The organism is Rhizobium oryzihabitans, assembly GCF_010669145.1.
Lineage (GTDB): Bacteria > Pseudomonadota > Alphaproteobacteria > Rhizobiales > Rhizobiaceae > Agrobacterium > Agrobacterium oryzihabitans.
Genome location: NZ_CP048632.1, coordinates 614,293 through 639,782 on the forward strand (window position 1 = coordinate 614,293; position 25,490 = coordinate 639,782).

Below are 25,490 nucleotides of genomic sequence, written 5' to 3' on the forward strand. Positions count from 1 at the left end.
TGACGGAGGGAAAGAGGTCGTCCCCGGCAATATCCGGGAATTACTCCGCAGCCTCACGTTTTCCCGCCGGCCGGCGTTCCAGAAGTTCTTTCAGGAAGTGACCGGTATAGGATCGCTCGTTCTTGACGATGTCTTCCGGCGTGCCGGTTGCCACCACTTCGCCGCCGCCAGTGCCGCCTTCGGGGCCGATATCGATGATCCAGTCGGCGGTTTTGATAACTTCGAGATTATGCTCGATCACCACGACGGAATTGCCCTGGTCCACCAGCGCCTGCAGCATTTCCAGCAGCTTGTTGACGTCGTGGAAATGAAGGCCCGTCGTCGGTTCGTCGAGAATGTAAAGCGTGCGGCCTGTCGAGCGTTTCGATAGTTCCTTGGCGAGCTTGACGCGCTGTGCCTCGCCACCGGAGAGCGTATTGGCCTGCTGGCCGACCTTGATATAACCAAGGCCGACATCGAAGAGCGACTGCAGCTTGTCGCGCACCGCCGGAACAGCGGCGAAGAATTCCACGCCTTCCTCCACCGTCATATCCAGCACATCGGCGATGGATTTGCCTTTGAAGGTGACATCAAGTGTCTCACGATTATAGCGTTTGCCATGGCAGACGTCGCAGGTGACATAGACGTCCGGCAGGAAGTGCATCTCGATCTTGATGACGCCATCGCCCTGACAGGCCTCGCAGCGGCCGCCCTTGACGTTGAAGGAGAAACGGCCCGGCGCGTAACCGCGCGCCTTCGCCTCCGGCAGACCGGCGAACCAGTCGCGGATCGGCGTAAATGCACCGGTATAGGTGGCGGGGTTGGAACGCGGGGTACGGCCAATCGGCGACTGGTCGATGTCGATCACCTTGTCGATGAATTCGAAACCGTCGATACGATCATGTTCGGCCGGGATTTCGCGCGCGCCCATGACGCGGCGTGCCGCCGATTTATAGAGCGTTTCGATCAGGAAGGTGGATTTGCCACCGCCGGAAACCCCGGTAACGGCAGTGAAGACGCCAAGCGGCACCGCCGCAGTCACATTCTTCAGATTGTTGCCGCGTGCGCCAAAAACCTTGATCTCGCGGCCCTTCTTGGGCTTGCGGCGCTCAGCCGGCACGGCGACGCCGAGTTCGCCGGAAAGATATTTGCCGGTCAGCGACTTCGGATTGGCCATAACCTCCTGCGGCGTGCCTTCGGCGATCACCTGACCGCCATGAATGCCGGCGGCCGGGCCGATATCGACGACATAATCCGCCGTCAGAATGGCGTCCTCGTCATGTTCGACCACGATGACGGTATTGCCGATATCGCGCAGATGCTTCAGCGTATCGAGCAGGCGGGCATTGTCACGCTGGTGCAGGCCGATGGACGGCTCATCCAGAACATAGAGAACGCCGGTGAGGCCGGAGCCGATCTGCGAGGCCAGACGGATGCGCTGGCTTTCGCCGCCGGAAAGCGTGCCGGAATTGCGCGACAGGCTGAGATAATCCAGCCCGACATCGTTGAGGAAGCGCAGGCGCTCGCGGATTTCCTTGAGGATGCGAACCGCAATCTCGTTCTGCTTGGCGTTCAGCGTCTCCGGCAGGGTCTCGAACCAGTCGCGCGCCATGCGGATCGACATCTGGGTGACTTCGCCGATCTGCAACTTGTTGATCTTGACGGCGAGCGCTTCGGGTTTCAGGCGAAAACCCGCACAGGCCGGGCAGGGTGCGGCCGACATATAGCGTTCGATTTCCTCGCGCGCCCAGGCGCTGTCAGTCTCTTTCCAGCGGCGCTCCAGATTGGGCACGATGCCTTCGAAATTCTTCACCGTCTTGTAGGAGCGAGCGCCGTCCTGATAGTTGAATTCGATCTTGTCGTCAGTGCCCTGAAGGATGGCGTGCTGCGCCTCCTTCGAAAGATCCGACCATTTGCTCGAAAGTTTGAAACCAAAGGCCTTGCCGAGTGCTTCCAGCGTCTGGTTGTAATAGGGCGAGGACGATTTCGCCCAGGGAGCGATTGCGCCGTCGCGCAGGGTACGGGCGGGCTCCGGCACGATCAGGTTTTCATCCACCTTCTGCTGCGAGCCAAGGCCGTCACAGCTGGGGCAGGCGCCGAACGGATTGTTGAAGGAGAAAAGTCGCGGCTCGATTTCCGGGATGGTGAAGCCGGAGACGGGGCAGGCGAATTTTTCCGAGAACAGCACACGCTCATGGGTCTCGTTGAGAGATTTGTTGGCTGAGCCGCCGGCCGAGGTTTCCTCGGGCGGCAGAGGCTTGTCGGCGAATTCGGCGACCGCCAGACCGTCTGCGAGTTTCAGGCAGGTCTCAAGACTGTCGGCAAGGCGTGCAGCCATATCCGGGCGCACGACAGCGCGGTCGACCACCACGTCGATATCGTGCTTGTATTTCTTGTCGAGGGCAGGCACGTCGGCGATTTCGTAGAACTGGCCATCCACCTTGACGCGCTGGAAGCCCTTCTTCATGAGATCGGCAAGTTCCTTTTTATATTCGCCTTTGCGGCCGCGCACCATCGGCGCGAGAATATAAAGGCGCGTGCCTTCCTCGAAGGCGAGGATACGGTCCACCATCTGGCTGACCGTCTGGCTCTCGATCGGCAGGCCCGTGGCCGGCGAATAGGGCACGCCGACACGCGCAAACAGCAGGCGCATATAGTCGTAGATTTCCGTGACCGTGCCGACCGTGGAACGCGGATTGCGCGACGTGGTCTTCTGCTCGATGGAGATCGCCGGTGACAGGCCGTCGATCTGGTCGACATCCGGCTTCTGCATCATCTCGAGGAACTGGCGCGCATAGGCCGAGAGGCTCTCGACATAACGGCGCTGGCCCTCGGCATAGATCGTGTCGAAGGCAAGCGAAGACTTGCCCGATCCGGAGAGCCCGGTCATGACGATCAGCTTGTTGCGCGGCAGATCCAGATCAATGCCCTTGAGATTATGCTCACGGGCACCACGGATGGAAATCGTCTTCAGTTCACTCATGACAAGGCTCGGACAAAAATAACAGGCTTGATGGCAGCGCGCCCTTATGTAGTGACGCAGCCGGACGTGTCGAGGTCTATTCCCTATAGTCGGCGGCTTTTCGGCTCACTTGACTCGAATTTCGCGATTCAATAGAACAAAAAAGGAACAAATTGCAAGCGCGAATATTCCTCTGCGGAGCTCAAGATTATTCGCTGTGGATAGTTCCCCTGTTGCGGTGCCTTTTAGCGGCCGCGATGGTTATTGTGTGCGGAATTTTTTGAAATGCAATTGCCGGTCATGACGGCTGGCGGACAGGATGACGAGATGGCTGGTAGCGTAAACAAGGTAATTCTGATCGGAAACGTTGGCGCCGATCCCGAAATCCGCCGGACCCAGGACGGCCGTCCGATCGCCAACCTGCGCATCGCCACTTCCGAGAGCTGGCGGGACCGCAACAGCGGCGAGCGCAAGGAAAAAACCGAATGGCACACGGTCGTTGTTTTCAACGAGGGCCTGTGCAAGGTCGTCGAGCAATATGTGAAGAAGGGCGCCAAGCTCTATATCGAGGGCCAGCTGCAGACGCGCAAGTGGCAGGACCAGACCGGTAACGACCGTTACTCCACCGAAATCGTGCTGCAGGGCTTCAACTCCACGCTGACCATGCTTGACGGTCGCGGTGAGGGCGGCGGCGGTGCCCGCAGCGGCGGCGGAGACTTCGGCGGTAGCGATTACGGCAGCAGCGGCGGCGGCAACTATGGCGGCGGTTATGAACAGCAGCCGGCGCGTGGCGGTGCTTCCCGTGGCGGCGGCCAGCCCTCCGGCGGCTTCTCCAACGACATGGACGACGATATTCCGTTCTGAGTGGATGCGAATGAATGAAGGCGGGCATGGCGAGGCTGTGCCCGCTTCGAGGTTGCGGCTGTTTATACCGCAGCCTTATCCGCCAGCATCGCAACCATGACATCGGATTGCGATACAATGCCTACCATCTTGCCGTTGGCATCGATCACCGGCAGGTAATGCAGCCCTTCCTCCGCAAAGCGGATGATGGCTTCCTCGATCGCAGTCTCCGGCCGCACGGTTCTGACCGGCGATGTCATGATGTCCTTGACCGTATCGTTTGGCGCGCTTGCGCCCGAGAGGATGAGGCGCAGGCGCTGCAGAAAACCGATGGAGGGGCGGCCGTTTCTCCAGCTGGCCTTTTCAAGAAAATCCGTCTGCGTGACGATGCCGACAATTTCGGCCCTGTCGTTGGTCACGGGCAGAGCCTTGAAATGGCGGTTGCGCATCAGCGCATGGGCGTGGCGCAGGCTATCGTCAGGGGCGACGCCGACGACATCGCGTGACATGACGCTTTCGCAATCGAGATGAAGGGCGCGGCGACGAAAGGAGCGCAGTTCGGTCCTGCGCAGGATGGTCTCCAGATCGTCGCGGTCGATATCGAGAACCTCGTCATATTCCTTCAGCACCTCATCGAGATCGGTCGAGGAAAAGCCGATTTTCTGGATTGGCGTCGGGTCTGCCGTCCCATGGCTCGCCTTTCCCAGCTTCAGACCGTGCGGATAGGCGCGGCCGGTGGCATTGTTGTAGGCGAGTGCGAGGGCAAGAAGGATCAGCGAGTTTCCGGCGACGGGCCAGAGGAGAAAACCATAGCCGAGGCCGTGCACGGCGGGGCCGCCAAGAACGGCCGTCAACGCCACCGCGCCGCTTGGCGGGTGCAGGCAGCGCAGCGCCATCATGGCGGCAATGGCAAGGCCGATGGCGAGCGCGCTGGCAAGGAAAATATCCGGAACGAGGAGCGCCACCGTCACGCCCACGAAAGCCGAAACGAGATTGCCGCAGAGGATCGACCAGGGTTGCGCCAGCGGGCTGGAGGGCACGGCGAAGAGAAGTACTGCCGAAGCGCCCATTGGCGCGATCATGGCGGGCAGGGTGGGGTCGAGGCGTAACGCGAGGCTGCCGAGGAGCCCGGTCAGCAGAATGCCGACAAAGGCGCCGGTTGCGGCACGCAGCCTTTCCCTGTGACTGACGGGAGCGGCATCCGGGATGAGGCGGCGCAGCGTGGATCGCATGGAGAAAACTTTCGAATCCGGAAGACATGCGTCTTTTAGCCGAGGCAGGTGTCGGATTTAAAGGGTGGATTTTCCGCAATGTCTGCCCGTTGCGGGTTTTCGTTGCACGGGCATCAAGATGGGCGGTAGCTCAGAAGCCGAAGGCCGACTTTATTCCGTCGACGACGAATTGCACGGAAAGGGCTGCGAGCAGGACGCCAAGCAGCCTCGTCAGGATGGCGCGGCCGGTATTGCCGAGAAAGCGGTCCATGCGTTCAGACACGATCAGGACGGCGTAGACGAGGGCCATGGCGAAAGCCAGGATGAGAATGAGCACGACCATTTCGAGTGTCGTCTTCATCGTCCCCGCCAGCAGCACCGTGGCGGAGATAGCGCCCGGCCCAGCGATCAGCGGCAAGGCGAGGGGAAAGACCGCCAGATTGTGCAGGTGGTCCTTGGTAATGGCGATCTCGGAGGTCTTTTCCTTGCGTTCCTGGCGTTTCTCGAAAATCATCTCGAAGGAAATCCAGAACAGCAACAGGCCACCGGCGATGCGGAAGGCACCGAGTGAAATGCCGAGCAGGTTAAGGATGGTAAGGCCGAACAGTGCGAAGACGGCAAGAATGCCGAAGGCGATCAGCGAGCCGCGAAGCGCCACCTGACTGCGCTGGCCACGCGTCATGCCGGTGGTGAGCGCAAGAAATACGGGCGCGAGACCCGGCGGATCGAGCGTGACCAGAAGTGTGGTAAGCGCGTTGATGAGCGTTTCGCTGCTGGCCATTTTTTCCCCGCTTATTGCCTTTTTGTGCGTGAGCCTACGCAAGTCGCGCCCGCTTTAAAAGGGAGCGGCGGCGCTTTTGCCGACCTAAATGGCGAAAAGCGGTGTATGTCTTGCAAATGACGCAAAAGACTGTTCAAAACTCGCCGGGAAATTGGCTTAACGTGGCTGTTTCCGCTATAAAAATCCATCCGATTCTTAACAGAGAATGTGATCCGTTTTGACTGACCAGAGCCCCCCCGGCGGCGGAAAACTTCCGCCAGGCATTGAACCGATTTCCATCATGGAGGAAATGCAGCGGTCGTATCTCGATTACGCCATGAGCGTCATCGTCTCCCGCGCGCTTCCCGATGTCCGTGATGGTCTGAAGCCGGTTCATCGCCGTATTCTTTACGGCATGTCCGAACTTGGCATCGACTGGAACAAGAAATACGTCAAATGCGCCCGCGTCACGGGTGACGTGATGGGTAAATTCCATCCGCACGGCAATTCGGCGATCTATGATGCGCTGGCGCGTATGGCGCAGGACTGGTCTCTCCGTCTGCCGCTGATCGACGGGCAGGGCAATTTCGGCTCCATCGACGGCGATCCGCCGGCGGCCGAACGTTACACCGAATGCCGACTCGAAAAGGCCGCCCATTCGCTGCTCGACGATCTCGACAAGGAGACGGTCGATTTCCGCGACAACTATGACGGCACCCTGCAGGAACCGGTCGTCATTCCGGCGAAGTTCCCGAACCTGCTGGTCAACGGCGCAGGCGGCATCGCCGTCGGCATGGCCACCAATATTCCGCCGCACAATCTGTCCGAGGTCATCGACGGCTGTATCGCGCTGATCGAAAATCCGGCGATCGAACTGCCGGAACTGATGCAGATCATTCCCGGCCCGGATTTCCCGACCGGTGCGCTGATCATGGGCCGTTCCGGCATCCGCTCGGCTTACGAGACGGGCCGCGGTTCGGTCATTATGCGCGGCCGTGCGACCATCGAGCCGATGCGCGGCGACCGCGAGCAGATCATCATCACCGAAGTTCCCTATCAGGTGAACAAGTCGTCGATGATCGAGAAGATGGCGGAACTGGTCAAGGAAAAGCGCATCGAGGGTATTTCCGACCTGCGCGACGAATCCGACCGCCAGGGTTACCGCGTCGTCATCGAGCTGAAGCGCGACGCCAATGCCGATGTCATCCTGAACCAGCTTTATCGCTACACGCCACTGCAGACATCCTTCGGCTGCAACATGGTGGCGCTGAACGGCGGCAAGCCGGAGCAGATGACGCTGCTCGACATGCTGCGCGCTTTCGTGTCCTTCCGCGAGGAAGTCGTCAGCCGCCGCACGAAGTACCTGCTGCGCAAGGCGCGCGACCGCGCGCATGTGTTGGTGGGTCTGGCGATTTCGGTTGCCAATATCGACGAGGTCATCCGCGTCATCCGTCACGCTCCAGATCCGGCTACGGCCCGCGAGGAGTTGATGACCCGGCGCTGGCCGGCGCAGGAAGTGGAAAGCCTGATCCGTCTTATCGACGATCCGCGTCACCGCATCAACGAAGACGGCACCTATAATCTCTCCGAAGAGCAGGCGCGCGCCATTCTCGAATTGCGCCTTGCCCGTCTCACCGCGCTTGGCCGCGATGAAATCGGCGATGAGTTGAACAAGATCGGCGCGGAAATCAGCGAATATCTTGAAATCCTGTCTTCGCGCCTGCGCATCATGCAGATCGTCACGGAGGAGCTCATCTCCATCCGCAACGAGTTCGGCACCCCGCGCCGGTCCGAGATCGTCGAAGGCGGTCCCGATATGGACGATGAGGACCTCATCGCCCGCGAGGATATGGTCGTTACCGTTTCGCATCTCGGTTACATCAAGCGCGTGCCGCTGACCACTTACCGGGCGCAGCGTCGCGGCGGCAAGGGTCGTTCCGGCATGGCGACGCGCGACGAGGATTTCGTCAACCGTCTCTTTGTTGCGAATACGCATACGCCGGTGCTGTTCTTCTCCTCGCGCGGCATCGTGTATAAGGAAAAGGTCTGGCGCCTGCCGATCGGTACGCCGCAATCCAAGGGCAAGGCCCTCATCAACATGCTGCCGCTGGAACCCGGCGAGCGCATCACCACCATCATGCCGCTACCCGAGGACGAGACGACCTGGGAAACGCTCGATGTGATGTTCTCGACGACACGCGGCACGGTTCGCCGCAACAAGCTCGGCGATTTCGTGCAGGTCAACCGCAACGGCAAGATCGCCATGAAGCTCGACGAGGAGGGCGATGAAATCCTCTCCGTCGAAACCTGTACGGACCAGGACGATGTGTTGCTGACAACGGCTCTTGGCCAGTGCATCCGCTTCCCCGTGGACGATGTGCGCGTCTTTGCCGGCCGCAACTCCGTCGGCGTGCGTGGCATCAACATGGCCGAAGGCGACCGCATCATCTCCATGACCATTGTGGGTCACGTGGAGGCTGAACCGTGGGAGCGCGCCGCCTATCTGAAGCGTTCGGCTACCGAGCGGCGCGCCGCTGGCGTCGATGAGGATGATATTGCACTGGTTGGCGAGGAAGTGACCGAAGAGGGCGAGCTCAGTGAAGAGCGTTATCAGGAGCTGAAGGCGCGCGAAGAATTCGTGCTGACGGTTTCCGTGAAGGGCTTCGGCAAGCGCTCGTCTTCTTACGATTTCCGCACATCGGGTCGCGGCGGCAAGGGCATCCGCGCCACTGACACCTCGAAGACAGCCGAGATCGGCGAACTCGTCGCCGCCTTCCCGGTCGACGAAGGCGACCAGATCATGCTGGTTTCCGATGGCGGCCAGCTCATCCGCGTGCCGGTCAACGGCATCCGCATCGCAAGCCGCGCGACCAAGGGTGTCACGATCTTCTCCACCGCGAAGGATGAGAAGGTGGTTTCCGTGGAGCGCATCAACGAGCCGGAAGGCGACGACGAAGCCGAAAACGGCAATGGCGAAGAGGCGGACGACAATCTGCCGAATACGCCGGAGGCACCGGAGAGCGAGGCGTAAGCCGCCTCGTTTCCTTACGCCCTTCAACAGAAAACCCCGCGAAGCCTGTGCTCCGCGGGGTTTTTCTTTGCGTGTTACCGACTATGTCCGGTTCTTACCGAATTCGCATATGGACAGGCGCCCGTCCCGAACGGCGCGCGACATGAAGGTGGATGCTGGCTTCCGGCTGGTTGGCCCGCCAGGCGCGGGCGCCGTGCGACAGGAGCAGGCTGACGAGATCGCGCGTCTTTGCCTTGGAACGGTTGAGACCGAGATCGGCGATACGCATTGCCGCCTCGTGAATGGGATGCAGAACCGACAGACTGCCATGCCCGTTGCCAGACGCAATGTCCGAATAATTCTCGTTGACTGCCATCTTGGAAAGCCTCGCTACACATTACACAATTCGAGGAGTCAGGCGGTGTTTTGAACAAAAGCCACCGCCTGTGGAAACGTTCGTTACTGGAGTGACGCCCAGCAGCTGACGCCTTTCTTTTTCAATGCATTGCATGCATTTACCGCGGCGTTCTGGCCATCGAAACCGCCGAAACGGGCGCGGTAGATCTGGGAGCCGTCCTTGCTGAAGGCAACTGTGAAGGGTTTTGCAGAGCGGAGAGCGGCCCCACCTTTTTCCTGTGCGCTCTGCAACAGGCCGCGAGCGGAATTCTCGTCCGGCGATGCACCGATCTGGATCACCCAGCCGCCCTGCGAAACCTCTGCCCTTGCGGAGACGGAAGGAGCAGACGATACGGAAGGTGCTGTCGATGCGGTGACGATATTGTCCACCTTGGTCGAGTTGGTAATCAACTTGCGGTCGGGTGCGACGGGCGCCTGATTGATGGGATCCTTGCCCTTCTGCCAGGTGGCGGCCTCCATGGCCTTTACGGCTGCATTGGAAGAGGAGCCGGCGAAGGCGGTAACCGGCGCTTCTTCGTAACGGGTCTGCGGCACAGGGCCAGAATTGGGCAGGCCGGCTGCAGTTGCGGCAACGGCTACGGAAGGAACGGCTGCTGCTACTGCGACGGGTTCTTCAACCGGCGCGGACCGTGTCTGTGCGATGAGATTGCTGTTTCCGCCACGCGATGCCTGCGGCAGATAGGTGGCAACAAGCTTGCGCATGGTGGCGTCGCGGGCGGCGCTGGAGCGTCCTCCGAGGACGACAGCAACGATGGAGCGGCCGTCAAGCTGCGCCGATGTCGCGAGATTGCTGCCAGCGGCGCGGGTGTAACCGGTCTTGATGCCGTCCACGCCTCTTACCGTTCCGACGAGGCGATTGTGGTTGCCGATGACCTGCTTGCCGAAATTGAAGGTACGGGTGGAGAAATAACCGTAATATTGCGGATAGTGCTGGCGAAGGGCGATGCCGAGACGTGCCTGGTCGCGTGCCGTCGTCATCTGCGCCGTGTTGGGCAGGCCGTTGGCATTGCGATATGTCGTCCGAGTCATGCCGAGGGCGCGGGCCTTGGCCGTCATCATACGGGCGAAACGGTCTTCCGAACCACCGAGATATTCGCCGAGTGCTGTCGCCATATCGTTGGCGGAGCGGGTGACGAGCGCCAGAATGGCCTGCTCTACCGTGATCGAGCCGCCGGCGCGAACGCCGAGCTTGGAAGGAGGCTCCTTTGCGGCGTTGGCCGAGACCGGAACCTTGGAATCGAGCGAGATACGTCCGGTATTCAGCGCTTCGAAGGTCAGATAAAGCGTCATCATCTTTGTGAGCGATGCGGGATAACGCAGGCCGTCCGGATCCTCGCCATAGAGAACCTTGCCGGTCTTGGCGTCGATGACGATGCCCGCATATTTCGGATCCGCCTGTGCGGTTCCCACGGATGTTGCGGTTATGAACGCCGCAGCAAGGGTCAACGCAACAAACCTTACAAAAGACGCCGCGCCTACATTGCGCGAAAGTGCCCCGGATAGACTTTTCAACACTGCTGAACTCTTCAATCGCATATTTCTGTTCCGCTCGGACACGCCCCGCCCGAATGCTCCGGGAAGAAACTTTATCGGGATGGCGTTACCAAGTGGTTTATGAAAGGTATCCGGTTTCCATAAAATGCGACTTTTCGCCCGCAATCTGTCCCGTGCCGTGTCACGGATTTCTGTCTTTTACGAGGCGCTGCTCGACATAAGCTTTTATATCCGCGTCGAGCTTTGCCCATTGCGGCAGCAGGCTGGCTGAAAAACGATAGAACAGGCTGAGGTCCTGACCGGCGTGGATGTCCCTCTGGCAGTCGCTGCCGGTCGCCTCCTGCGGTGTCTGCGGCAGGAGGCAGCGGACGACGTAGTCGTTTTCGCCTTCACGCTTCCCGGTCAATATGACTTCCTTGCCGTAACCGGAATCGGCGCGCAGACGGTGCAACATCAGGCCATGTTTCAACGGGACCGGCTCTCCTTCCGTCAGCCGGGAATAAATTGGCCCGAAACGGCCAGACATATCCTCGGACATGGTGCTCTGCGACAGCTGGATAAAAATCAGCCCAGCCGCCTTTGCCGGGTCATCAAAGGCGGCCCGATTGGCGTCTTCATATCCCTCAAGCTCCGGCCAAGTCAGATAAAGATCAACCCGCTCGCGCTCTCCGTCCTGACGTTCGGAGGGCACCCGCAGCGTGTTTTTGGCAAGCTTCAGCCGATCGTTGCCGATTGTTATCTGCACCTCATCGGTTGCCGTCGTGTGGCCCGCCTGGAGAATTCGGTCGCCATACCATTTGATGCCGAAATTGAGGGCAGCGACGAAAACGAGAATGATGACGGCGATCACCACGACGCGCCGCATCAGGGACGATGAAAGCAGGGGGCTTCCGTTATGCATGAGCTTCCAGATTCGTTCTTGCCATCGGCCGCATTTCCCCGGGTGGAAATAGATGGGCAAAGCTTTAACCTGCGGCGATCGCCATTGAAATGATGTTTTGCCGCTGCTACCTGATGGGATGCAAGCAAAGGACGGCATATGGCAGCGCGTGACAGATATTCCCGGAAGCTCGAATGTTCCAAATGTGGCCATCAGGGTTTTGCCGAGGTGTCGGAATCCGATGAAAAGGGCCGGCCCAACGTCGATTTTCGCGTCGATGAAATGCCGCGCGGCTTCCGCACCGAGCGCGCCTCCGGCGACCCCACGGATTTCATGATCCGCTGCGGCCAATGCGGCAACATATTCCGTTTCCTGCAGAAAACCGCCTATGCGCCGGGAGGCGAACCGCGCGTGAAGGCCTGAACGGAAGGTGCTGGCATGACCATATCGCAACAACCGAACGGGGCGCCGCAGAGGCGCAAGCCGATCTGGCCGTGGATTGTGCTTTTGGTGCTGACGCTTTGCGCCATCTACTCCTATAATAGGGCCAACGAAATCATCGCTGAACTCTCCGACACATTGCCGCCGGCGCTGCTCAATCTTTTCGAGGATATTTTAAAGGGTGGCGGACGGCACGGCGACGGCGGGCCGAGTATAGGCGTCTGACGCATCGAGCCGGCGAAGAGGTGCAGTTTGTACCACCCAGCCTTTCACCGATGGTCCTATTTTTCCACTGTATCAAAGAAAAAAGCCCCGCAAACGGGCGGGGCAGGTTGATCGCTCGGGGAAAGTTGGGCAATGCCCGGGAGCGATGTGCTTATATAAGCGACAATATTGCTGACGCGATAGGCCACTTCCGTCCCAAACAGTACGCCGACGCATAAATTTTGCTCAATGGGTGAGATTTTGAGAGATGGTTCTTCGACAACTATTGAGCTGGGAGCTTCAGGTCGGTGCGGCCCCGCCTGACTGCTTCAGCGGTTTGGCCATTGCAAAACGGGAAAAGCGATCCGACAATCCCCCGGCAGGTTGCCCGATTCTTGATGTTGCCTCGAATTGCACATATTCGACCCTAACATAACCGGACATGAGCAGACGCATGGATAAATCCGGAATTCTCTTCGTGGCACTGTTGCTGGTGCTTGTTGCAATCGTTCTCAGCCTGACGCTGTTCGATTCGGGCCAGCAAATCCCCGCGATTCCTTCAGGCGAGGGCTCTTTATTGCCGCCGGCGACGACGCCTGGGCAATGATTTACAGCTTGGCAACAGGAGGAGGACGCGGGCTTGCGCCAGCGGGATTGACGGCCATTTTCAAACCGCTATAAAGCCTCACCACCGATGGATGGGTGTCCGAGTGGTTTAAGGAACCGGTCTTGAAAACCGGCGTGCGTGAGAGCGTACCGTGGGTTCGAATCCCACCCCATCTGCCATTTTACATCATACTTTTCCTATTCAACCTTTGTACTCAAACGGTTCCGGATCATCTGTCCCAACGGTTTCCGTGACGTTTTGTACTATCGATGCGGCGAATGTAAGCGCATTGACGCATTTCACCGCATCAGAAGGCGCCAGCCACTTGTTCGGGTGGTCGATGTTGATGACAGTGGAAAAAATCAATAACGATCCGATCCTGCTCCACGGTTTTCCAACGAAATGGAAGGCAATTCTTGGGCGTTGACTATCGTAACCCTTTTGGGTTACTCGTTCACCCAGATTTTTATTATTTTATTTTGATATATATTCGAGATATTAATGAATATATTTGCATATTCGGCTTTTATTGCTTTGTTTTATCTGACCTTCAACGGTAGTGAATCGAGCGCAAAAGCATCTCAGATGGTGGTGATACGCGATGGTGGCGATGGATCATCGTGTGGCCGCGTTAGCGGCGACTTCGCGATGGCGAAATCAGAAACCACAAATACTGAATATGCCGAATTTCTGAATGCGGTGGCCGCCCTGGATGACCCCTATCGGCTGTTTTCACCGATGATGGAGACACATTTTTGGGGTGGGATATTAAGAGAGGGCGAGCGCGGAGGCTTTAGGTATGCACCAAAACCCGGATATGCTGACCTTCCAGTGACATTCGTGAGCTGGTACTCCACTGTCAGATATGCGAATTGGATGCACTACGGAGAGCCGCTGAAACCTGCTGGTTTAGGTGCCACGGAAGGTGACGATTCCAACGGCGCATATGATACCGCGAAATGGGTAAGAAATAAGGGCGCACAATACTGGTTGCCAAATTGTGCAGAGTGGCGTCAGGCCGCGTTCTTCGATCCTGCCCAAAACAAGCTGCGCCGCTATGTCACCGGAAATGAATTGCCGCCCGCCGGTGTTGGGCCATCATCCGCAAATTACTTCAATGGCCATTGGGCTGCGCCGTTCCCGCACCTGATATCGGCACGGGAGGCCTATACGGCACGTTCTGCCAGCGGAACGGTGGGACAAGCAGGCAATGCCCTGGAATGGGTAGAGGATCCGATCGGAGGCCAGCGCATAGCGCTGGGAGGATCGTTGCTGTTACCGGCTACGGCTGTAAGGTCGGAATATGTGGATACAGAATATCCTGATGTGACCATCTCCAGCATCGGCTTTCGGGTGGCCTCGCGAATTAGCCCGCTGGTGCCAGAATTCGTAAAATCCCCTGACGCCCCGTTTAAACAATACGAGTTTGTCCGTGTCGGCGACACAGGAAATCCGGATGATCCGAGAACGGGCCGCGGGCGCGTCGAGTATGATTTTGACATAGGAAAGTACGAGCTATCCAATCAGGAATATGCGGAATTCCTGAACGCGGTTGCGCGCGAAGGCGACACTTTTGGCCTCTTCAATGCCGATATGCAGACCGGAGTTGTTGGTGGCTTGGAGAAAATATCCGAAGATGGCAAAGCCAGATATCGATCAAAGCCAGGTTGGGAGACAAGGCCTGTAACCTATGTCTCGTGGTTTGATCTTGCCCGTATGGCAAACTGGCTGCATTACGGTCGCCCTGCGACCGGCAGACAGGAGCTGGGTACCACTGAAGGAGACGAAAAGACCGGTGCATATGACACCCGCGTCTTTCCCGCCCCAATGGCGTCATTTGATAGCTCGCGCTTGCCGACTCGAAACCTCGGCGCAAAATTTTTTATTCCGAGCGACGATGAGTGGTACAAGGCGGCTTACTACAACGCTGAGCATCGCCGATATTTCAAGTATCCAACAAAATCAGACATCCCCCGAATCCGGCGTCGGAGCGAATGCTGACGGGGGCGAACTATACGTTACGTGAACAGTTAGGCGAGGGTACGCCTTACTTCGTAAGCACGGTTGATGCATTTGCAGCATCGGAAAGTTACTACGGCACTCGCCAACAGGGCGGTAATGTTTGGGAGTGGGTTGAAGACTGGCGCAGCAAAGGTGAGGGCGGATGCTGGCGGTGCGATGAGTGGACCAAGGGTATGAGAGGTGGCTCATTCAACTATACGGAAATCGGACTTTCTGCCGAAAACCTTGACCCAGGAGCACCGGAACTCGGCCTTTTCGTTAATGGAGCAAGGTTAGCCCGCATTGAAGAAGGGTGGGAACCCGTGTCACCGTCATCTGTTTCGACGATCATCAATACCCTGAGCGAGAAAACGGCACAGCTAAAATCGCGTCCGGTTTATCTTGCTTTGACGAGCTTCTTCGCAGGCGTTGTTTCACTCGGTACAGCATGGCTCGTGATCGCTCATTACAGGCGCAGAAGAATCAATTGATCTCGGAAATGGCCTCGCATCATCATCAGGGAAGAAGAAACCCGCCTTTCGGCGGGCTCCAAACTTCATATGTCGTCAGATTTCCGGACAACCACGTTCATTCGCGAAGGTGATCCGGTCCGGTCCTCGACGGGTGAAGCCCTGGACCACGACCCGGCCGGGAGTGACGCGCACGACTTCCGGGTCGCGCAGGCCGGCCTCGCGGGCGGCGGCGCGGGCTTCGCGTTCGCTGCAGCCGCGCATGCGGGGCGGGCCACGGCGGTCCACGTCCCTGTCACGATCTCGAATGACCGGGCGGACGCCATCGGGGCCGATTCTCAACTCCATGTCCTGCGGAAACGCGGTGACAATCCGTTTGTTCCGTAGGGGGACTGAAGCAGCAGAGGGCTTCTATGAGGGGTAAAGCGCGTATTCAACGCCCTCCAAAAGACATAAATCATTAACCACGTTCGTTACAATTTTATCGATTTTGCAGAAGTCGTTCGCATTTTCGCCACGTTATGCACAAGATTAAGCGACTGTTAGGTGCTTCGATGGCAGGGGCAAAGCAATCGAAGCGGAAGAGGGTACGGTTCTCCGAGCCTGTAAGCAGCGTGGGGCAGACGATTTGAATTCTACGGTCAAGAAACTCGGCATCAGCACCAGATCGGGTGCGAAGTGGCTTGCAATTTCCGTGCTTTGCGCCGCGACAGCGTCGTGTTCAACCACCTCCGATACCAAGCCGAAGCCAAAGCGCAGCAAGGAATATTTTTCCGAATCCGAATATGGCGTCAAAGCCAGCCCGCGTGTGGCAGACGGAAAAAGCATCCCCAAAGGCGGCGGGCGCGAGCTTGTCGGCAACGCCTATACCGTCAAGGGCCGTCGTTATTTTCCGAAAGAAGAGCCGGGTTACAACAAGACCGGACTTGCGTCCTGGTACGGTTCCGCCTTCCACGGTCGCCTGACGGCGAATGGCGAAGTCTACGACAAGGAACATCTTTCCGCCGCACATCCGACATTTCCCCTGCCGAGCTATGCGCGCATCACCAATATGGAGAACGGCGCTTCGGTTCTGGTGCGCGTCAACGATCGCGGACCCTTCCATGAGGGCCGCCTGATCGACGTTTCCAGCAAGACGGCTGACCTTCTTGATATGAAGGCAACCGGAACGGCGAATGTGCGGGTGCAATATGCCGGCCGCGCGCCGCTTGACGGGCACGACATGCCTTATCTGATGGCGTCCTATATTCCGAAGGGCTCGCGTTCGCCGGGTGTTGCGCCGGAAGGGCAGATTGCGACCGGCGTCATGGTGGCTTCGGCTTCCCCGAATTTCGTGCCGGCTCCGACGTCCAACCCCAATTACGGCGGTTCCACGCAGACGGCGCTGGTGGGTTCCAAGAGGAATGCGGCGCTCCAGGCCATGCCGCTGGTCAATGGCCCGGCACCGGCCTTCGAACAATTTGCAATCCTGCCGGAAATCGGTCCGTTCCTGGCCGAGCGCCCGGAAGGCAATTTCATGCGTGAGCCGGCAGCACCCGGCGGCAATTATCTGCGCGTGCCAACCCCATCTTCCAAATATGCAGCCGCTTATTCCGAGGAATCTGCTACAGTTTCCAGGACCTCACGTGCGTTCGAGAGCGTGCTCGTCGATCGTGGAGCGCTGAATGAGGATTCCATACTCGCCCATGTGAAGCGTCAGCAGGCGAAAACACGCTGACGGTATGAAGAGTTTATGGCTGACTTGCGTTTTCGTCGCGAGTGGCGGGTTGCGGCAGGGAAAGCTGGGCGGTTTCATGCGCAAGGCCATTCATCGTTCTTTTCTCCCGGTCGCGGTAGCGGCGGCGTTTGCGCTTTTCGGTGGCAATCCGGCGCAATCGCAAACTGCACCTTTCATCGCCAAGGCCGAACAGGCCTATATGATCGATGCCGAGACCGGCACGGTGCTTCTTTCCCAGAACGAAAACCAGTCCTTTCCGCCCGCTTCACTTGCCAAGCTGATGACGGTGGAGGTGGTTCTGGATGCGCTGTCGAAAGGGCAGGTGACGCCCGAGACGCCTTATCCCGTATCGGAATATGCCTGGCGCACGGGTGGCGCGCCCTCGCGAACCTCGACCATGTTCGCCGCGCTGAAATCCTCCGTCAGCATCAATGATCTCCTGACCGGGATTATCGTGCAGAACGCCAATGACGGCTGCATCATCATCGCCGAGGGCATGGCGGGTTCCGACCCGGCATTTGCCAAGCGCATGACAGTGCGGGCGGGCGAACTCGGCATGAACCGCAGCACCTTTGCCAATTCGACAGGCCTGCCCGGTCCGGGCAATCAGACGAGCGCCAGGGATATGGTCCGTCTCGCCCAGCATCTGCATGATACCTATCCGGATCGCTACGGGCTTTTCGTCAAGCCGGATTTCGAATGGAACCGCATTTTCCAGCGCAACAAGAACTCGCTGTTGGGCAACGGCATAGACGGTCTCGGCCTCGGTTTTGCGGAAGGCAGCGGCTTTGCGGCCGTCGTTTCGGCGGAACGTGAGGGTCGCCGGGTCTATCTGGCACTGGCGGGAATCGTCGATGACAAGACGCGGCAGGAAGAGGCTCGCCGGGTGGTGGACTGGGGGCTGACGGCCTTCGAAAAACGCCATCTTTTTGCGAGGGATGAAGCCGTTGGCTCCGTCAGCGTCTATGGCGGCGATGTCTCCCATATCGATCTTTCGCCGAAGGAGGATGTCAGCGTGCTGGTGCCGGTCAATAATCCGGAGCGTATTTCGGGGCGGATCGTCTATCGCTGGCCGCTCAATGCACCACTCGACGTTGGCGCGAATGTCGCAACGCTCAAGGTTTTTTCAGGCGAAAGGTTGTTGCGGGAAGTGCCGCTTTATACCAAGGCAGCCGTCGGCAAGGGCACACTGACCCAGAATGCGGCAGGTGCGCTCAAGGAATTGCTGCTGTTCTGGCTTTGAGGCCTCTTCCGCAATCGACAGCTTTCCTATGCTTTTGTTCAGCCACCGGATTTTCTGAAAAGCGCTTCACACTTTTCGCTTCGATGCTGTAAACAGGCATTTCAATATTTCTGAGAATTCCTCACAGGACGTGACATTGGCCGAAAAGACCGGATTGTTCATCAGCTTCGAAGGCGGCGAGGGCGCCGGCAAGTCGACGCAGATTCGCACGCTTGCCGAGGCGCTTCGCGGCCGTGGTTTCGAGGTGGTCGTGACGCGCGAACCTGGCGGTTCGCCGGGGGCGGAGGCCGTTCGCCACGTTCTGCTTTCCGGTGCGGCGGAATCCTTCGGCGTGCGCATGGAGGCGATCCTGTTTGCGGCGGCGCGCAACGATCATGTCGAGGAGGTCATTCGCCCGGCACTTGAGAAGGGCGCGATCGTGCTCTGCGACCGGTTTCTCGATTCCTCCCGTGTCTATCAGGGCACGACCGGCAATCTGGAGCCGGATTTCATCGAGACGCTGCAACGGGTCGCGATCGACGGCGTCGTGCCGGAACTGACGCTGATCTTCGACATCGCCGCCGAAAAAGGCCTCGCCCGCGCCAGAAAGCGTGCGGATGAGGGCGCAACACCGGACCGGTTCGAAAAAGAGGAAATCGAGACCCACGAGAAGCGGCGGGAAGCCTATCTGGATATCGCGCTTGCTGAGCCGCGTCGCTGCCGGATCGTCAATGCCGACCAGCCGGAAGAAAAGGTCGCCGAAGACGTCATGTCGTTCGTGGAACCTATGCTAGGGCGGCTTGAGACTGCGGCGAGTGCCAGGCATGAGTGAGGTTCAGGGCGTTCTCGATGGCGCAATCGCGCCACAGCAGAACACGAAGCTCTTCGGCCATGGCGAGGCGGAGGCGTTTCTGGCGCAGTCCTATCGCTCCGGCAAGGGCCACCATGCCATTCTGATCGAGGGGCCGGAAGGCATAGGCAAGGCGACGCTCGCTTTCCGTTTTGCCAATCACGTGCTCACCCATCCCGACCCTGCCTCCGCACCGGATTTCCTGGCCGATCCCGATCCGGAATCGCTCGTCAGTCGACAGATCACCTCCGGCGCGTCGCATAATCTCCTGCACCTGACCCGCCCGGTGGATGAAAAGACCGGCCGGGTGAAATCCGCCATCACGGTGGATGAGGTGCGGCGGGCAGGGCATTTCTTCTCGCAGACATCGGGCACCGGCAACTGGCGGATCGTCATCATCGATCCGGCTGACGATCTCAATCGCAATGCCGCAAACGCCATCCTGAAGATACTGGAGGAACCGCCCAAGCGGGCGATGTTCCTCGTCCTGTCGCATGCGCCGGGCAAATTGCTGCCAACCATCCGTTCGCGCTGCATGCCGCTCCGGCTGCTGCCGCTTTCGGATGGAGATATGGTGCAGTCCCTCGAGCATCTGGGCATCAATGCCACCGGCGAAAAACGCGATGCCCTGCTTGCCGGCTCCAAGGGCAGCGTCGCGCAGGCGCTCAAGCTGATGAATTACGGCGGCTCCGATATCGTCGAGGCCTTCGCCTCGGTCATGGCGGCGGAGGGGCCGGGGGTGCGCAAGCAGATGCACAAACTCGCCGAAGTTCTGGCGCAGAAGGATGGCGATATCGTTCTCGGCTTCTTCATGGAGCACGTGACGGAAGAGTTGATGGATCGGGCGCGGTCGGCGGCGATGGCGGGCGATATCGCCGCGGCGGAAAGACATGCGCGGCTTTCCTCGACGCTTTCGGAACGCATTACCGTGGCGCAGGCCTATAATCTCGACAAGAAGCAGATGGTGCTTTCCATTCTGGAAGATATTCGCGGCGTTTGAAGACAGGAAATCGTATGAAACGTACGATTTTACCGATACGGAAACGTCTCCTCCGTCATGCCGGACTTGATCCGGCATCCAGCCACGATGCGCCTGCGCCGTGAGCAGTGAGTCTTTCGCGATCAAGGACTTAATCGCTACTGGACCCCGGAACATGTCCGGGGTGACGGTAGTGCGGATGCCAAGCGCTCACCAAATCCACTTTGTCTGCAAGCCGTCGTACAAAACGTACGCTTTTTCTTTCGCTGCTGCGAACAATGGTTTAAGAGCGGTCTATCCAAAAAACAGCCTGTAAAGTCGATAGACCGTCATGACAGACAAGACACCCTTCTACATCACCACCGCGATCTCCTATCCTAACGGCAAGCCGCATATCGGCCATGCCTATGAGCTGATCGCGACGGACGCCATGGCACGCTTTCAGCGCCTGGACGGAATGGATGTGTTCTTCCTGACCGGCACCGACGAACACGGCCAGAAGATGCAGCAGACGGCGCGGGCAGAAGGCATTTCGCCCGAAGAACTGGCGCAGCGCAATTCCGACCAGTTTCGCGAGATGGGCAAGTTGCTCAACGCCTCGAACGACGATTTCATCCGCACCACGGAAGAGCGTCATCACGAGACCTCGCGCAATATCTGGAACCTGATGGCCGATAGCGGCGACATCTACAAGGACAGCTATGCCGGCTGGTATTCCGTGCGCGACGAGGCCTATTACGGCGAGGACGAGACGGAAGTGCGCGCCGACGGCGTTCGCTACGGGCCGCAGGGCACACCGGTTGAATGGGTCGAGGAGGAAAGCTATTTCTTCAAGCTCTCCGAATATCAGGACAAGCTGCTGAAGCTCTACGAGGAGAACCCTGAATTCATCGGTCCGGCCGAGCGTCGCAATGAAATCATCTCGTTCGTGAAGTCTGGCCTCAAGGACCTGTCGATTTCCCGCACCACCTTTGACTGGGGCATCAAGGTTCCGAACGATCCGAAGCATGTCATGTATGTCTGGGTCGATGCGCTGACCAACTACATTACCGCCACCGGTTACATCGAAGACAAGAACGGTCCGCGCGCGAAATATTGGCCGGCCGACGTGCATATCATCGGCAAGGACATCATCCGCTTCCACGCGGTCTACTGGCCTGCCTTCCTGATGAGCGCGAAGCTGCCGCTGCCCAAGCGCGTCTATGCGCACGGCTTCCTGCTCAACAAGGGCGAGAAGATGTCGAAGTCGCTCGGCAACGTCGTTGATCCGGTCAATCTGGTCAACCATTTCGGTCTCGATCAGGTCCGCTACTTCTTCATGCGCGAAGTCTCATTCGGCCAGGATGGCAGCTACAGCGAAGAGGGCATCGCCACCCGCATCAATGCCGATCTTGCCAACGGTATCGGCAATCTCGCCAGCCGTTCGCTGTCGATGATCGTCAAGAATTGTGACGGCCAGATCCCGACGCCCGGCGAGCTCACCGATGAAGACAAGGCGATGCTTGCCTCCGCCGACGGGCTGCTGGTGGTTTGCCGCGACGAGATGGGCAAGCAGCTCATCCATCGCGCGCTTGCGGCCATCATTGCCGTCGTCTCGGAAACAGACCGCTATTTCGCGTCGCAGGAGCCGTGGGCGCTGAAGAAGACCGATCCGGAGCGTATGGGCACCGTGCTTTACGTTACGGCGGAAGTGGTGCGCCAGATCGGCATTCTCCTGCAGCCCTTCATGCCGGAGTCCTGCGAGAAGCTGCTTGATCTCGTTGCCGCCCCTGCCGATAAACGTGATTTTGCAGCACTCGGCGAAGCGGGCCGTCTGGTTCCGGGCACGCCGCTTGAGGCACCCAAGCCCGTCTTCCCGCGTTACGTCGCACCGGAAGCGTGAAGGCGACACCCATGCTGATCGATACGCATTGCCATCTGGATTTTCCCGATTTCGAGGCTGAGCGCGACGATATCATCGCCCGCGCCCACGCGTCGGGCGTCAGCCAGATGGTGACGATCTCGACACGGGTGCGCCGTCTGCCCGAGCTTTTGAAGATCGCGGAAAAATATCCGTCGGTCTTCTGCTCGGTCGGCACACATCCCAACAGCGCGGCCGAGGAGCTGGATATTTCGGCCGACGACCTCGTGCGGCTTGCCGAGAGCCACGACAAGATCGTGGCGATCGGCGAGGCGGGGCTGGATTATTTCTACGATACGCAGAAGCCGGAAGACCAGAAGACCGGCCTCCTTCGCCACATCGAGGCGGCAAGAAGGACGAAGCTTCCGCTTGTCATCCACAGCCGCAGTGCCGATGAGGACATGGCTGCGATTTTGCGCGCGGAGAGTGAGAAGGGGGCGTTTCCCTTCATCCTGCACTGCTTTTCCGCCGGTCCTAATCTCGCGAAAACGGGCGTTGAACTTGGCGGTTATGTGTCCTTTTCCGGCATTCTGACATTCCCTAAATCGCAGGACATCCGCGATATTGCCGCCACCCTGCCGCTGGACCGGTTGCTGGTGGAAACGGACGCGCCCTATCTTGCGCCGAAGCGCTGGCGGGGAAAGCGCAACGAGCCGTCCTATGTGGTCAACACGGCAGAGGTTCTGGCCGAGGTGCATGGCATTTCCTTCGAGCGGATGGCTGACATCACCACCGAGAATGCCTTTCGCTGCTTTTCGAAGATGACAAGGGTGTAGGCGTGGCAATATACCGTCGCCGCTTCACGGTTCTCGGATGCGCGTCGTCGCCCGGCGTGCCGCGCATCAACGGCGACTGGGGCGCCTGCGACCCTGAAAACCCCAGGAATCGGCGCACGCGCACGGCCTTCATGGTGGAGCAGATCGGACCCGATGGCGGCAAGACAACCGTCGTCATCGATACCGGCCCGGATTTTCGCGAACAGATGATCGCGGCGAAGGTAGAAGCGGTCGATGCGGTGCTTTACACCCATGCCCATGCCGACCATCTGCACGGCATCGACGATCTGCGCATCTATTTCGCCATTCAACAGAACCGCATTCCGATCTATGCCGATCCCGTTACCATGGCGCGCATATGGGATGGTTTTGCCTATTGCCTTGAGACACCGCCGGGCAGCAGCTATCCGCCCATCGTCGAACCGCGGATCATCGCCGATATCGATGCGCCCTTGATCGTCGAGGGGGCAGGTGGGCCGATACCTTTCAACGTGCATATGCAGCAGCATGGCGACGTGCATTCGCTCGGCTTTCGGATCGGCGATGTCGCCTATTGCACCGATGTCAGCGATTTTCCGATTGAGACCCTGCCGAAGCTTGCCGGCCTCGATATTCTCGTCATCGATGCGCTGCAACACCGCTATCACCCCAGCCATCTTTCGCTGGAACAGGCGCTCGGATGGATTGAAAGATTTGCACCCAAAAGGGCGATCTTGACCCATATGCACATTCCGCTCGATTATGACACGGTGATACGTGAAACGCCTGATCATGTTGAACCGGCTTACGATCAGATGCGTTTCGAAGTCGAGATCGAGATTGAAGCGCCCTAATACCGCCTGAAAAGGAATAGCATGTCGACCCGGCCTTTCCGTGCACCCAGTATGGCGAGCTTTTTCGACAATCTGCGCGCCAGCCGCCTGCGGGCGATGTTCCGGCGCGGAGAACTGGGGCTGGTGGCTCTCGCCGTTCTCATCGGCATCGCTGCGGGCCTCCTGGTGGCGCTGATCGGCGCCTTGAGCACGGCGCTGCATGTTCTGGTCTATGGCGTCGAGCGCTTGAGCAGCAGCGATCTCTCCGGCCCGATCGTGCTGGCCGGGCCGATCATCGGCGGCATCGTGCTTGGCATCATCATCTTCATTCTTTCCAAAACTCGCAAAAAACCGATGGTCGACCCGATCGAGGCGAATGCGCTGCATGGCGGCCGTCTGTCGCTGACGGATAGCATCATCGTCTGCGTGCAGAACATCGTCTCCAACGGCTTTGGTGCGTCAGTGGGGCTGGAAGCCGGCTATACGCAGATCGCCAGTGGCGTCGCCTCCAAGATCGGCATCAAGCTGAAACTGAGGCGCGGGGACATGCGTATCCTCGTTGGCTGTGGTGCTGCGGGCGCGATAGCGGCGGCCTTCAACGCGCCTCTGACAGGAGCTTTTTACGCCATCGAACTCATCATCGGCACCTATACCGTCGTGACGCTTGCGCCGCTCATCGTATCGGCGCTCGTCGCAGCCACCGTCATCGGGCTTATTGGCGGCCACGGCCTCTCCATCGATATCGTCGATGCCAGCCGTGTAACGCCGGCGGACTACGTGCCCGCCATCTTTCTGGGCGTCGTGTGCGCGGCGATCGGCATCGCGCTGATGCAGACGGTGTCCTTCATCGAAGAGACGGCGCGCAAAAGCGCCATTCCGGGCTGGCTGCGTCCGGCAATGGGGGGCGTGGCTGTCGGTGCCCTCGCGCTTATTTCACCGCAGGTCCTGTCCAGTGGCCATGGTGCGCTGCATCTCAATATCGATGCCGAATTGACGATCTACGGGCTGGCCGGGCTATTCGTGCTTAAGGCGGCGGCCAGCGCCATTTCCATCGGTTCTAATTTCCGTGGCGGCCTGTTCTTCGCCTCGCTGTTCATGGGATCGCTGCTCGGAAAGATTTTCGCGCTTTGCGCCCCCTATATCGGTTATGGCTCGACAGCGCCGATCGTCTATGCCGTGATCGGCATGAGCGCCTTTGCCGCCGCCATTATCGGCGGTCCGCTGACGATGACGTTCCTGGCGCTGGAACTGACCGGAGACTTCCAGATCACGGCTCTGGTGCTTGCCGCCGTCATCACCACCTCGCTCGTGGTGCGCACGACCTTCGGCTACTCCTTCGCCACCTGGCGCTTCCACCTTAGAGGCGAAAGCATTCGCAGCGCCCATGACATTGGCTGGATCCGCGACCTGACCGTGGGCAAGATGATGCGTGCCGATATTCGCAAGGCCAATGTCAGCATGGGTCTTCCAGCCTTCAAGGAAAAGTTTCCACTGGGATCAACGCAGCGGGTGATCATGACGCATGATGACGGTCGCTACGCCGGCATCGTCCTCGTACCGGAAATCTACGCCGATCCGATGGATCGCGACCCGAGCAAGATCAGCCTCGAAACCTATCTGCACTACAAGAATGACGTGCTGCTGCCGACGATGAATGCGCGGCAGGCGGCAGCCGCTTTCGATGCCACGGAAAGCGAAGCGCTGGTCGTCGTCAACGACAAGATAGAAAACCGCCCGGTTGGCCTTCTGACGGAGAGCCACACGCTCAGGCGCTACAGTGAAGAGCTTGAATTGCGACGCCGGGAGGCCTCCGGTGAATTATAAATCACTTTATGTTGTTTGCTTTAAGCATTGATATAATTGTATTTTATATAGATCATATCTTCCTTTTTATTTTTGGTTTCCGCGCGATGACGGCGGTGGGTGCGTCAATTCGGTACCGCATCGTAAAACAT

The 25,490-nt window shown here is 58.9% G+C and carries 21 protein-coding genes, 1 tRNA gene and 1 pseudogene; 16 read left to right on the plus strand and 7 right to left on the minus strand.

The window, feature by feature from the left end; genetic code table 11:
* Positions 1–40 precede the first annotated feature (40 nt).
* A complete protein-coding gene (gene uvrA / locus G3A56_RS03495; RefSeq protein WP_082184256.1) occupies positions 41–2,962 on the minus strand; it encodes an excinuclease ABC subunit UvrA in 2,922 nt (973 codons plus the stop codon).
* 264 nt (positions 2,963–3,226) lie between these two features.
* Here uvrA and G3A56_RS03500 point away from each other — a divergent pair, with 264 nt between their 5' ends.
* Positions 3,227–3,805: a single-stranded DNA-binding protein gene (locus G3A56_RS03500; RefSeq protein WP_164056170.1), complete on the plus strand. Its 579-nt coding sequence runs from the start codon at positions 3,227–3,229 to the stop codon at positions 3,803–3,805.
* A gap of 62 nt (positions 3,806–3,867) precedes the next feature.
* On the opposite strand, the gene G3A56_RS03505 is transcribed toward G3A56_RS03500, so the two are convergent.
* On the minus strand, positions 3,868–5,016 hold the full coding sequence (locus tag G3A56_RS03505) for an HPP family protein (RefSeq protein ID WP_082184255.1): 1,149 nt from the start codon (positions 5,014–5,016) through the stop codon (positions 3,868–3,870).
* A gap of 130 nt (positions 5,017–5,146) precedes the next feature.
* Entirely contained in the window at positions 5,147–5,776 is a 630-nt protein-coding gene (locus G3A56_RS03510) for a MarC family protein (protein WP_003496002.1), read from the minus strand.
* A gap of 217 nt (positions 5,777–5,993) precedes the next feature.
* Between G3A56_RS03510 and gyrA the strand changes: the two genes are divergently transcribed.
* Positions 5,994–8,786, plus strand: coding sequence for a DNA gyrase subunit A (gyrA, locus tag G3A56_RS03515; RefSeq protein ID WP_082184254.1), 2,793 nt, complete (start codon positions 5,994–5,996; stop codon positions 8,784–8,786).
* A 94-nt stretch (positions 8,787–8,880) separates the two neighbouring features.
* Here gyrA and G3A56_RS03520 read toward each other — a convergent pair whose 3' ends face one another.
* From G3A56_RS03520 to G3A56_RS03530, 3 genes are all read right to left on the minus strand, one after another.
* Complete coding sequence (locus G3A56_RS03520; RefSeq protein ID WP_003496006.1) at positions 8,881–9,141, minus strand: hypothetical protein; 261 nt, start codon at positions 9,139–9,141, stop codon at positions 8,881–8,883.
* An 83-nt stretch (positions 9,142–9,224) separates the two neighbouring features.
* Positions 9,225–10,718: a D-alanyl-D-alanine carboxypeptidase gene (locus G3A56_RS03525; RefSeq protein WP_082184253.1), complete on the minus strand. Its 1,494-nt coding sequence runs from the start codon at positions 10,716–10,718 to the stop codon at positions 9,225–9,227.
* Positions 10,719–10,857: 139 nt separating this feature from the next.
* Positions 10,858–11,577 (minus strand): hypothetical protein, encoded by a 720-nt coding sequence (locus G3A56_RS03530; RefSeq protein ID WP_082184252.1) that lies wholly within the window; start codon positions 11,575–11,577, stop codon positions 10,858–10,860.
* A 138-nt stretch (positions 11,578–11,715) separates the two neighbouring features.
* Between G3A56_RS03530 and G3A56_RS03535 the strand changes: the two genes are divergently transcribed.
* From G3A56_RS03535 to G3A56_RS03555, 6 genes are all read left to right on the plus strand, one after another.
* On the plus strand, positions 11,716–11,979 hold the full coding sequence (locus tag G3A56_RS03535) for a hypothetical protein (RefSeq protein ID WP_082184251.1): 264 nt from the start codon (positions 11,716–11,718) through the stop codon (positions 11,977–11,979).
* A 15-nt stretch (positions 11,980–11,994) separates the two neighbouring features.
* On the plus strand, positions 11,995–12,222 hold the full coding sequence (locus G3A56_RS03540; protein ID WP_082184250.1) for a hypothetical protein: 228 nt from the start codon (positions 11,995–11,997) through the stop codon (positions 12,220–12,222).
* A 433-nt stretch (positions 12,223–12,655) separates the two neighbouring features.
* Positions 12,656–12,808: a hypothetical protein gene (locus G3A56_RS28380; protein ID WP_003496017.1), complete on the plus strand. Its 153-nt coding sequence runs from the start codon at positions 12,656–12,658 to the stop codon at positions 12,806–12,808.
* Between the two features lie 89 nt (positions 12,809–12,897).
* Positions 12,898–12,987, plus strand: a tRNA-Ser gene (locus G3A56_RS03545).
* Positions 12,988–13,309: 322 nt separating this feature from the next.
* Complete coding sequence (locus G3A56_RS03550) at positions 13,310–14,809, plus strand: SUMF1/EgtB/PvdO family nonheme iron enzyme (RefSeq protein ID WP_164056172.1); 1,500 nt, start codon at positions 13,310–13,312, stop codon at positions 14,807–14,809.
* Positions 14,803–15,300 carry a hypothetical protein gene (locus G3A56_RS03555; protein WP_164056173.1) on the plus strand — a complete coding sequence of 166 codons (498 nt, stop codon included), beginning with the start codon at positions 14,803–14,805 and terminating at the stop codon, positions 15,298–15,300. Before G3A56_RS03550 ends, G3A56_RS03555 begins: the two co-directional genes overlap by 7 nt.
* A gap of 75 nt (positions 15,301–15,375) precedes the next feature.
* On the opposite strand, the pseudogene G3A56_RS03560 reads toward G3A56_RS03555, so the two are convergent.
* Positions 15,376–15,648: pseudogene (locus G3A56_RS03560) on the minus strand (hypothetical protein); the annotation flags it as partial.
* A 259-nt stretch (positions 15,649–15,907) separates the two neighbouring features.
* Between G3A56_RS03560 and G3A56_RS03565 the strand changes: the two are divergent.
* The 8 genes from G3A56_RS03565 to G3A56_RS03600 all read left to right on the plus strand — a co-directional run bounded on the left by G3A56_RS03565 (position 15,908) and on the right by G3A56_RS03600 (position 25,359).
* Positions 15,908–16,996, plus strand: coding sequence for a septal ring lytic transglycosylase RlpA family protein (locus G3A56_RS03565; RefSeq protein ID WP_082184248.1), 1,089 nt, complete (start codon positions 15,908–15,910; stop codon positions 16,994–16,996).
* Positions 16,997–17,072: 76 nt separating this feature from the next.
* A complete protein-coding gene (locus tag G3A56_RS03570) occupies positions 17,073–18,239 on the plus strand; it encodes a D-alanyl-D-alanine carboxypeptidase family protein (RefSeq protein ID WP_082184247.1) in 1,167 nt (388 codons plus the stop codon).
* Positions 18,240–18,375: 136 nt separating this feature from the next.
* A complete protein-coding gene (gene tmk, locus G3A56_RS03575; protein WP_082184246.1) occupies positions 18,376–19,050 on the plus strand; it encodes a dTMP kinase in 675 nt (224 codons plus the stop codon).
* Positions 19,043–20,068 carry a DNA polymerase III subunit delta' gene (locus G3A56_RS03580; protein ID WP_082184245.1) on the plus strand — a complete coding sequence of 342 codons (1,026 nt, stop codon included), beginning with the start codon at positions 19,043–19,045 and terminating at the stop codon, positions 20,066–20,068. The genes tmk and G3A56_RS03580 overlap by 8 nt, the downstream gene beginning before the upstream one ends.
* Before the next feature lie 310 nt (positions 20,069–20,378).
* The gene (gene metG, locus G3A56_RS03585; protein ID WP_082184244.1) at positions 20,379–21,929 is read left to right on the plus strand and encodes a methionine--tRNA ligase; all 1,551 of its coding nucleotides are present in this window, start codon (positions 20,379–20,381) and stop codon (positions 21,927–21,929) included.
* Positions 21,930–21,940: 11 nt separating this feature from the next.
* Complete coding sequence (locus G3A56_RS03590; protein ID WP_082184243.1) at positions 21,941–22,723, plus strand: TatD family hydrolase; 783 nt, start codon at positions 21,941–21,943, stop codon at positions 22,721–22,723.
* Between the two features lie 2 nt (positions 22,724–22,725).
* Complete coding sequence (locus G3A56_RS03595; protein ID WP_082184242.1) at positions 22,726–23,556, plus strand: MBL fold metallo-hydrolase; 831 nt, start codon at positions 22,726–22,728, stop codon at positions 23,554–23,556.
* 21 nt (positions 23,557–23,577) lie between these two features.
* Complete coding sequence (locus tag G3A56_RS03600) at positions 23,578–25,359, plus strand: chloride channel protein (protein ID WP_082184241.1); 1,782 nt, start codon at positions 23,578–23,580, stop codon at positions 25,357–25,359.
* Positions 25,360–25,490: the final 131 nt, after the last annotated feature.

Coding starts and splice junctions, on each gene's coding strand:
- uvrA (WP_082184256.1), bottom strand. CDS start 2,962: ATGAGTGAACTGAAGACGATTTCCATCCGTGGTGCCCGTGAGCATAAT.
- G3A56_RS03500 (WP_164056170.1), top strand. CDS start 3,227: ATGCAATTGCCGGTCATGACGGCTGGCGGACAGGATGACGAGATGGCT.
- G3A56_RS03505 (WP_082184255.1), bottom strand. CDS start 5,016: ATGCGATCCACGCTGCGCCGCCTCATCCCGGATGCCGCTCCCGTCAGT.
- G3A56_RS03510 (WP_003496002.1), bottom strand. CDS start 5,776: ATGGCCAGCAGCGAAACGCTCATCAACGCGCTTACCACACTTCTGGTC.
- G3A56_RS03520 (WP_003496006.1), bottom strand. CDS start 9,141: ATGGCAGTCAACGAGAATTATTCGGACATTGCGTCTGGCAACGGGCAT.
- G3A56_RS03525 (WP_082184253.1), bottom strand. CDS start 10,718: ATGCGATTGAAGAGTTCAGCAGTGTTGAAAAGTCTATCCGGGGCACTT.
- G3A56_RS03530 (WP_082184252.1), bottom strand. CDS start 11,577: ATGCATAACGGAAGCCCCCTGCTTTCATCGTCCCTGATGCGGCGCGTC.
- G3A56_RS03535 (WP_082184251.1), top strand. CDS start 11,716: ATGGCAGCGCGTGACAGATATTCCCGGAAGCTCGAATGTTCCAAATGT.
- G3A56_RS03540 (WP_082184250.1), top strand. CDS start 11,995: ATGACCATATCGCAACAACCGAACGGGGCGCCGCAGAGGCGCAAGCCG.
- G3A56_RS28380 (WP_003496017.1), top strand. CDS start 12,656: ATGGATAAATCCGGAATTCTCTTCGTGGCACTGTTGCTGGTGCTTGTT.
- G3A56_RS03550 (WP_164056172.1), top strand. CDS start 13,310: ATGAATATATTTGCATATTCGGCTTTTATTGCTTTGTTTTATCTGACC.
- G3A56_RS03555 (WP_164056173.1), top strand. CDS start 14,803: ATGCTGACGGGGGCGAACTATACGTTACGTGAACAGTTAGGCGAGGGT.
- G3A56_RS03570 (WP_082184247.1), top strand. CDS start 17,073: ATGCGCAAGGCCATTCATCGTTCTTTTCTCCCGGTCGCGGTAGCGGCG.
- G3A56_RS03580 (WP_082184245.1), top strand. CDS start 19,043: ATGAGTGAGGTTCAGGGCGTTCTCGATGGCGCAATCGCGCCACAGCAG.
- metG (WP_082184244.1), top strand. CDS start 20,379: ATGACAGACAAGACACCCTTCTACATCACCACCGCGATCTCCTATCCT.
- G3A56_RS03590 (WP_082184243.1), top strand. CDS start 21,941: ATGCTGATCGATACGCATTGCCATCTGGATTTTCCCGATTTCGAGGCT.
- G3A56_RS03600 (WP_082184241.1), top strand. CDS start 23,578: ATGTCGACCCGGCCTTTCCGTGCACCCAGTATGGCGAGCTTTTTCGAC.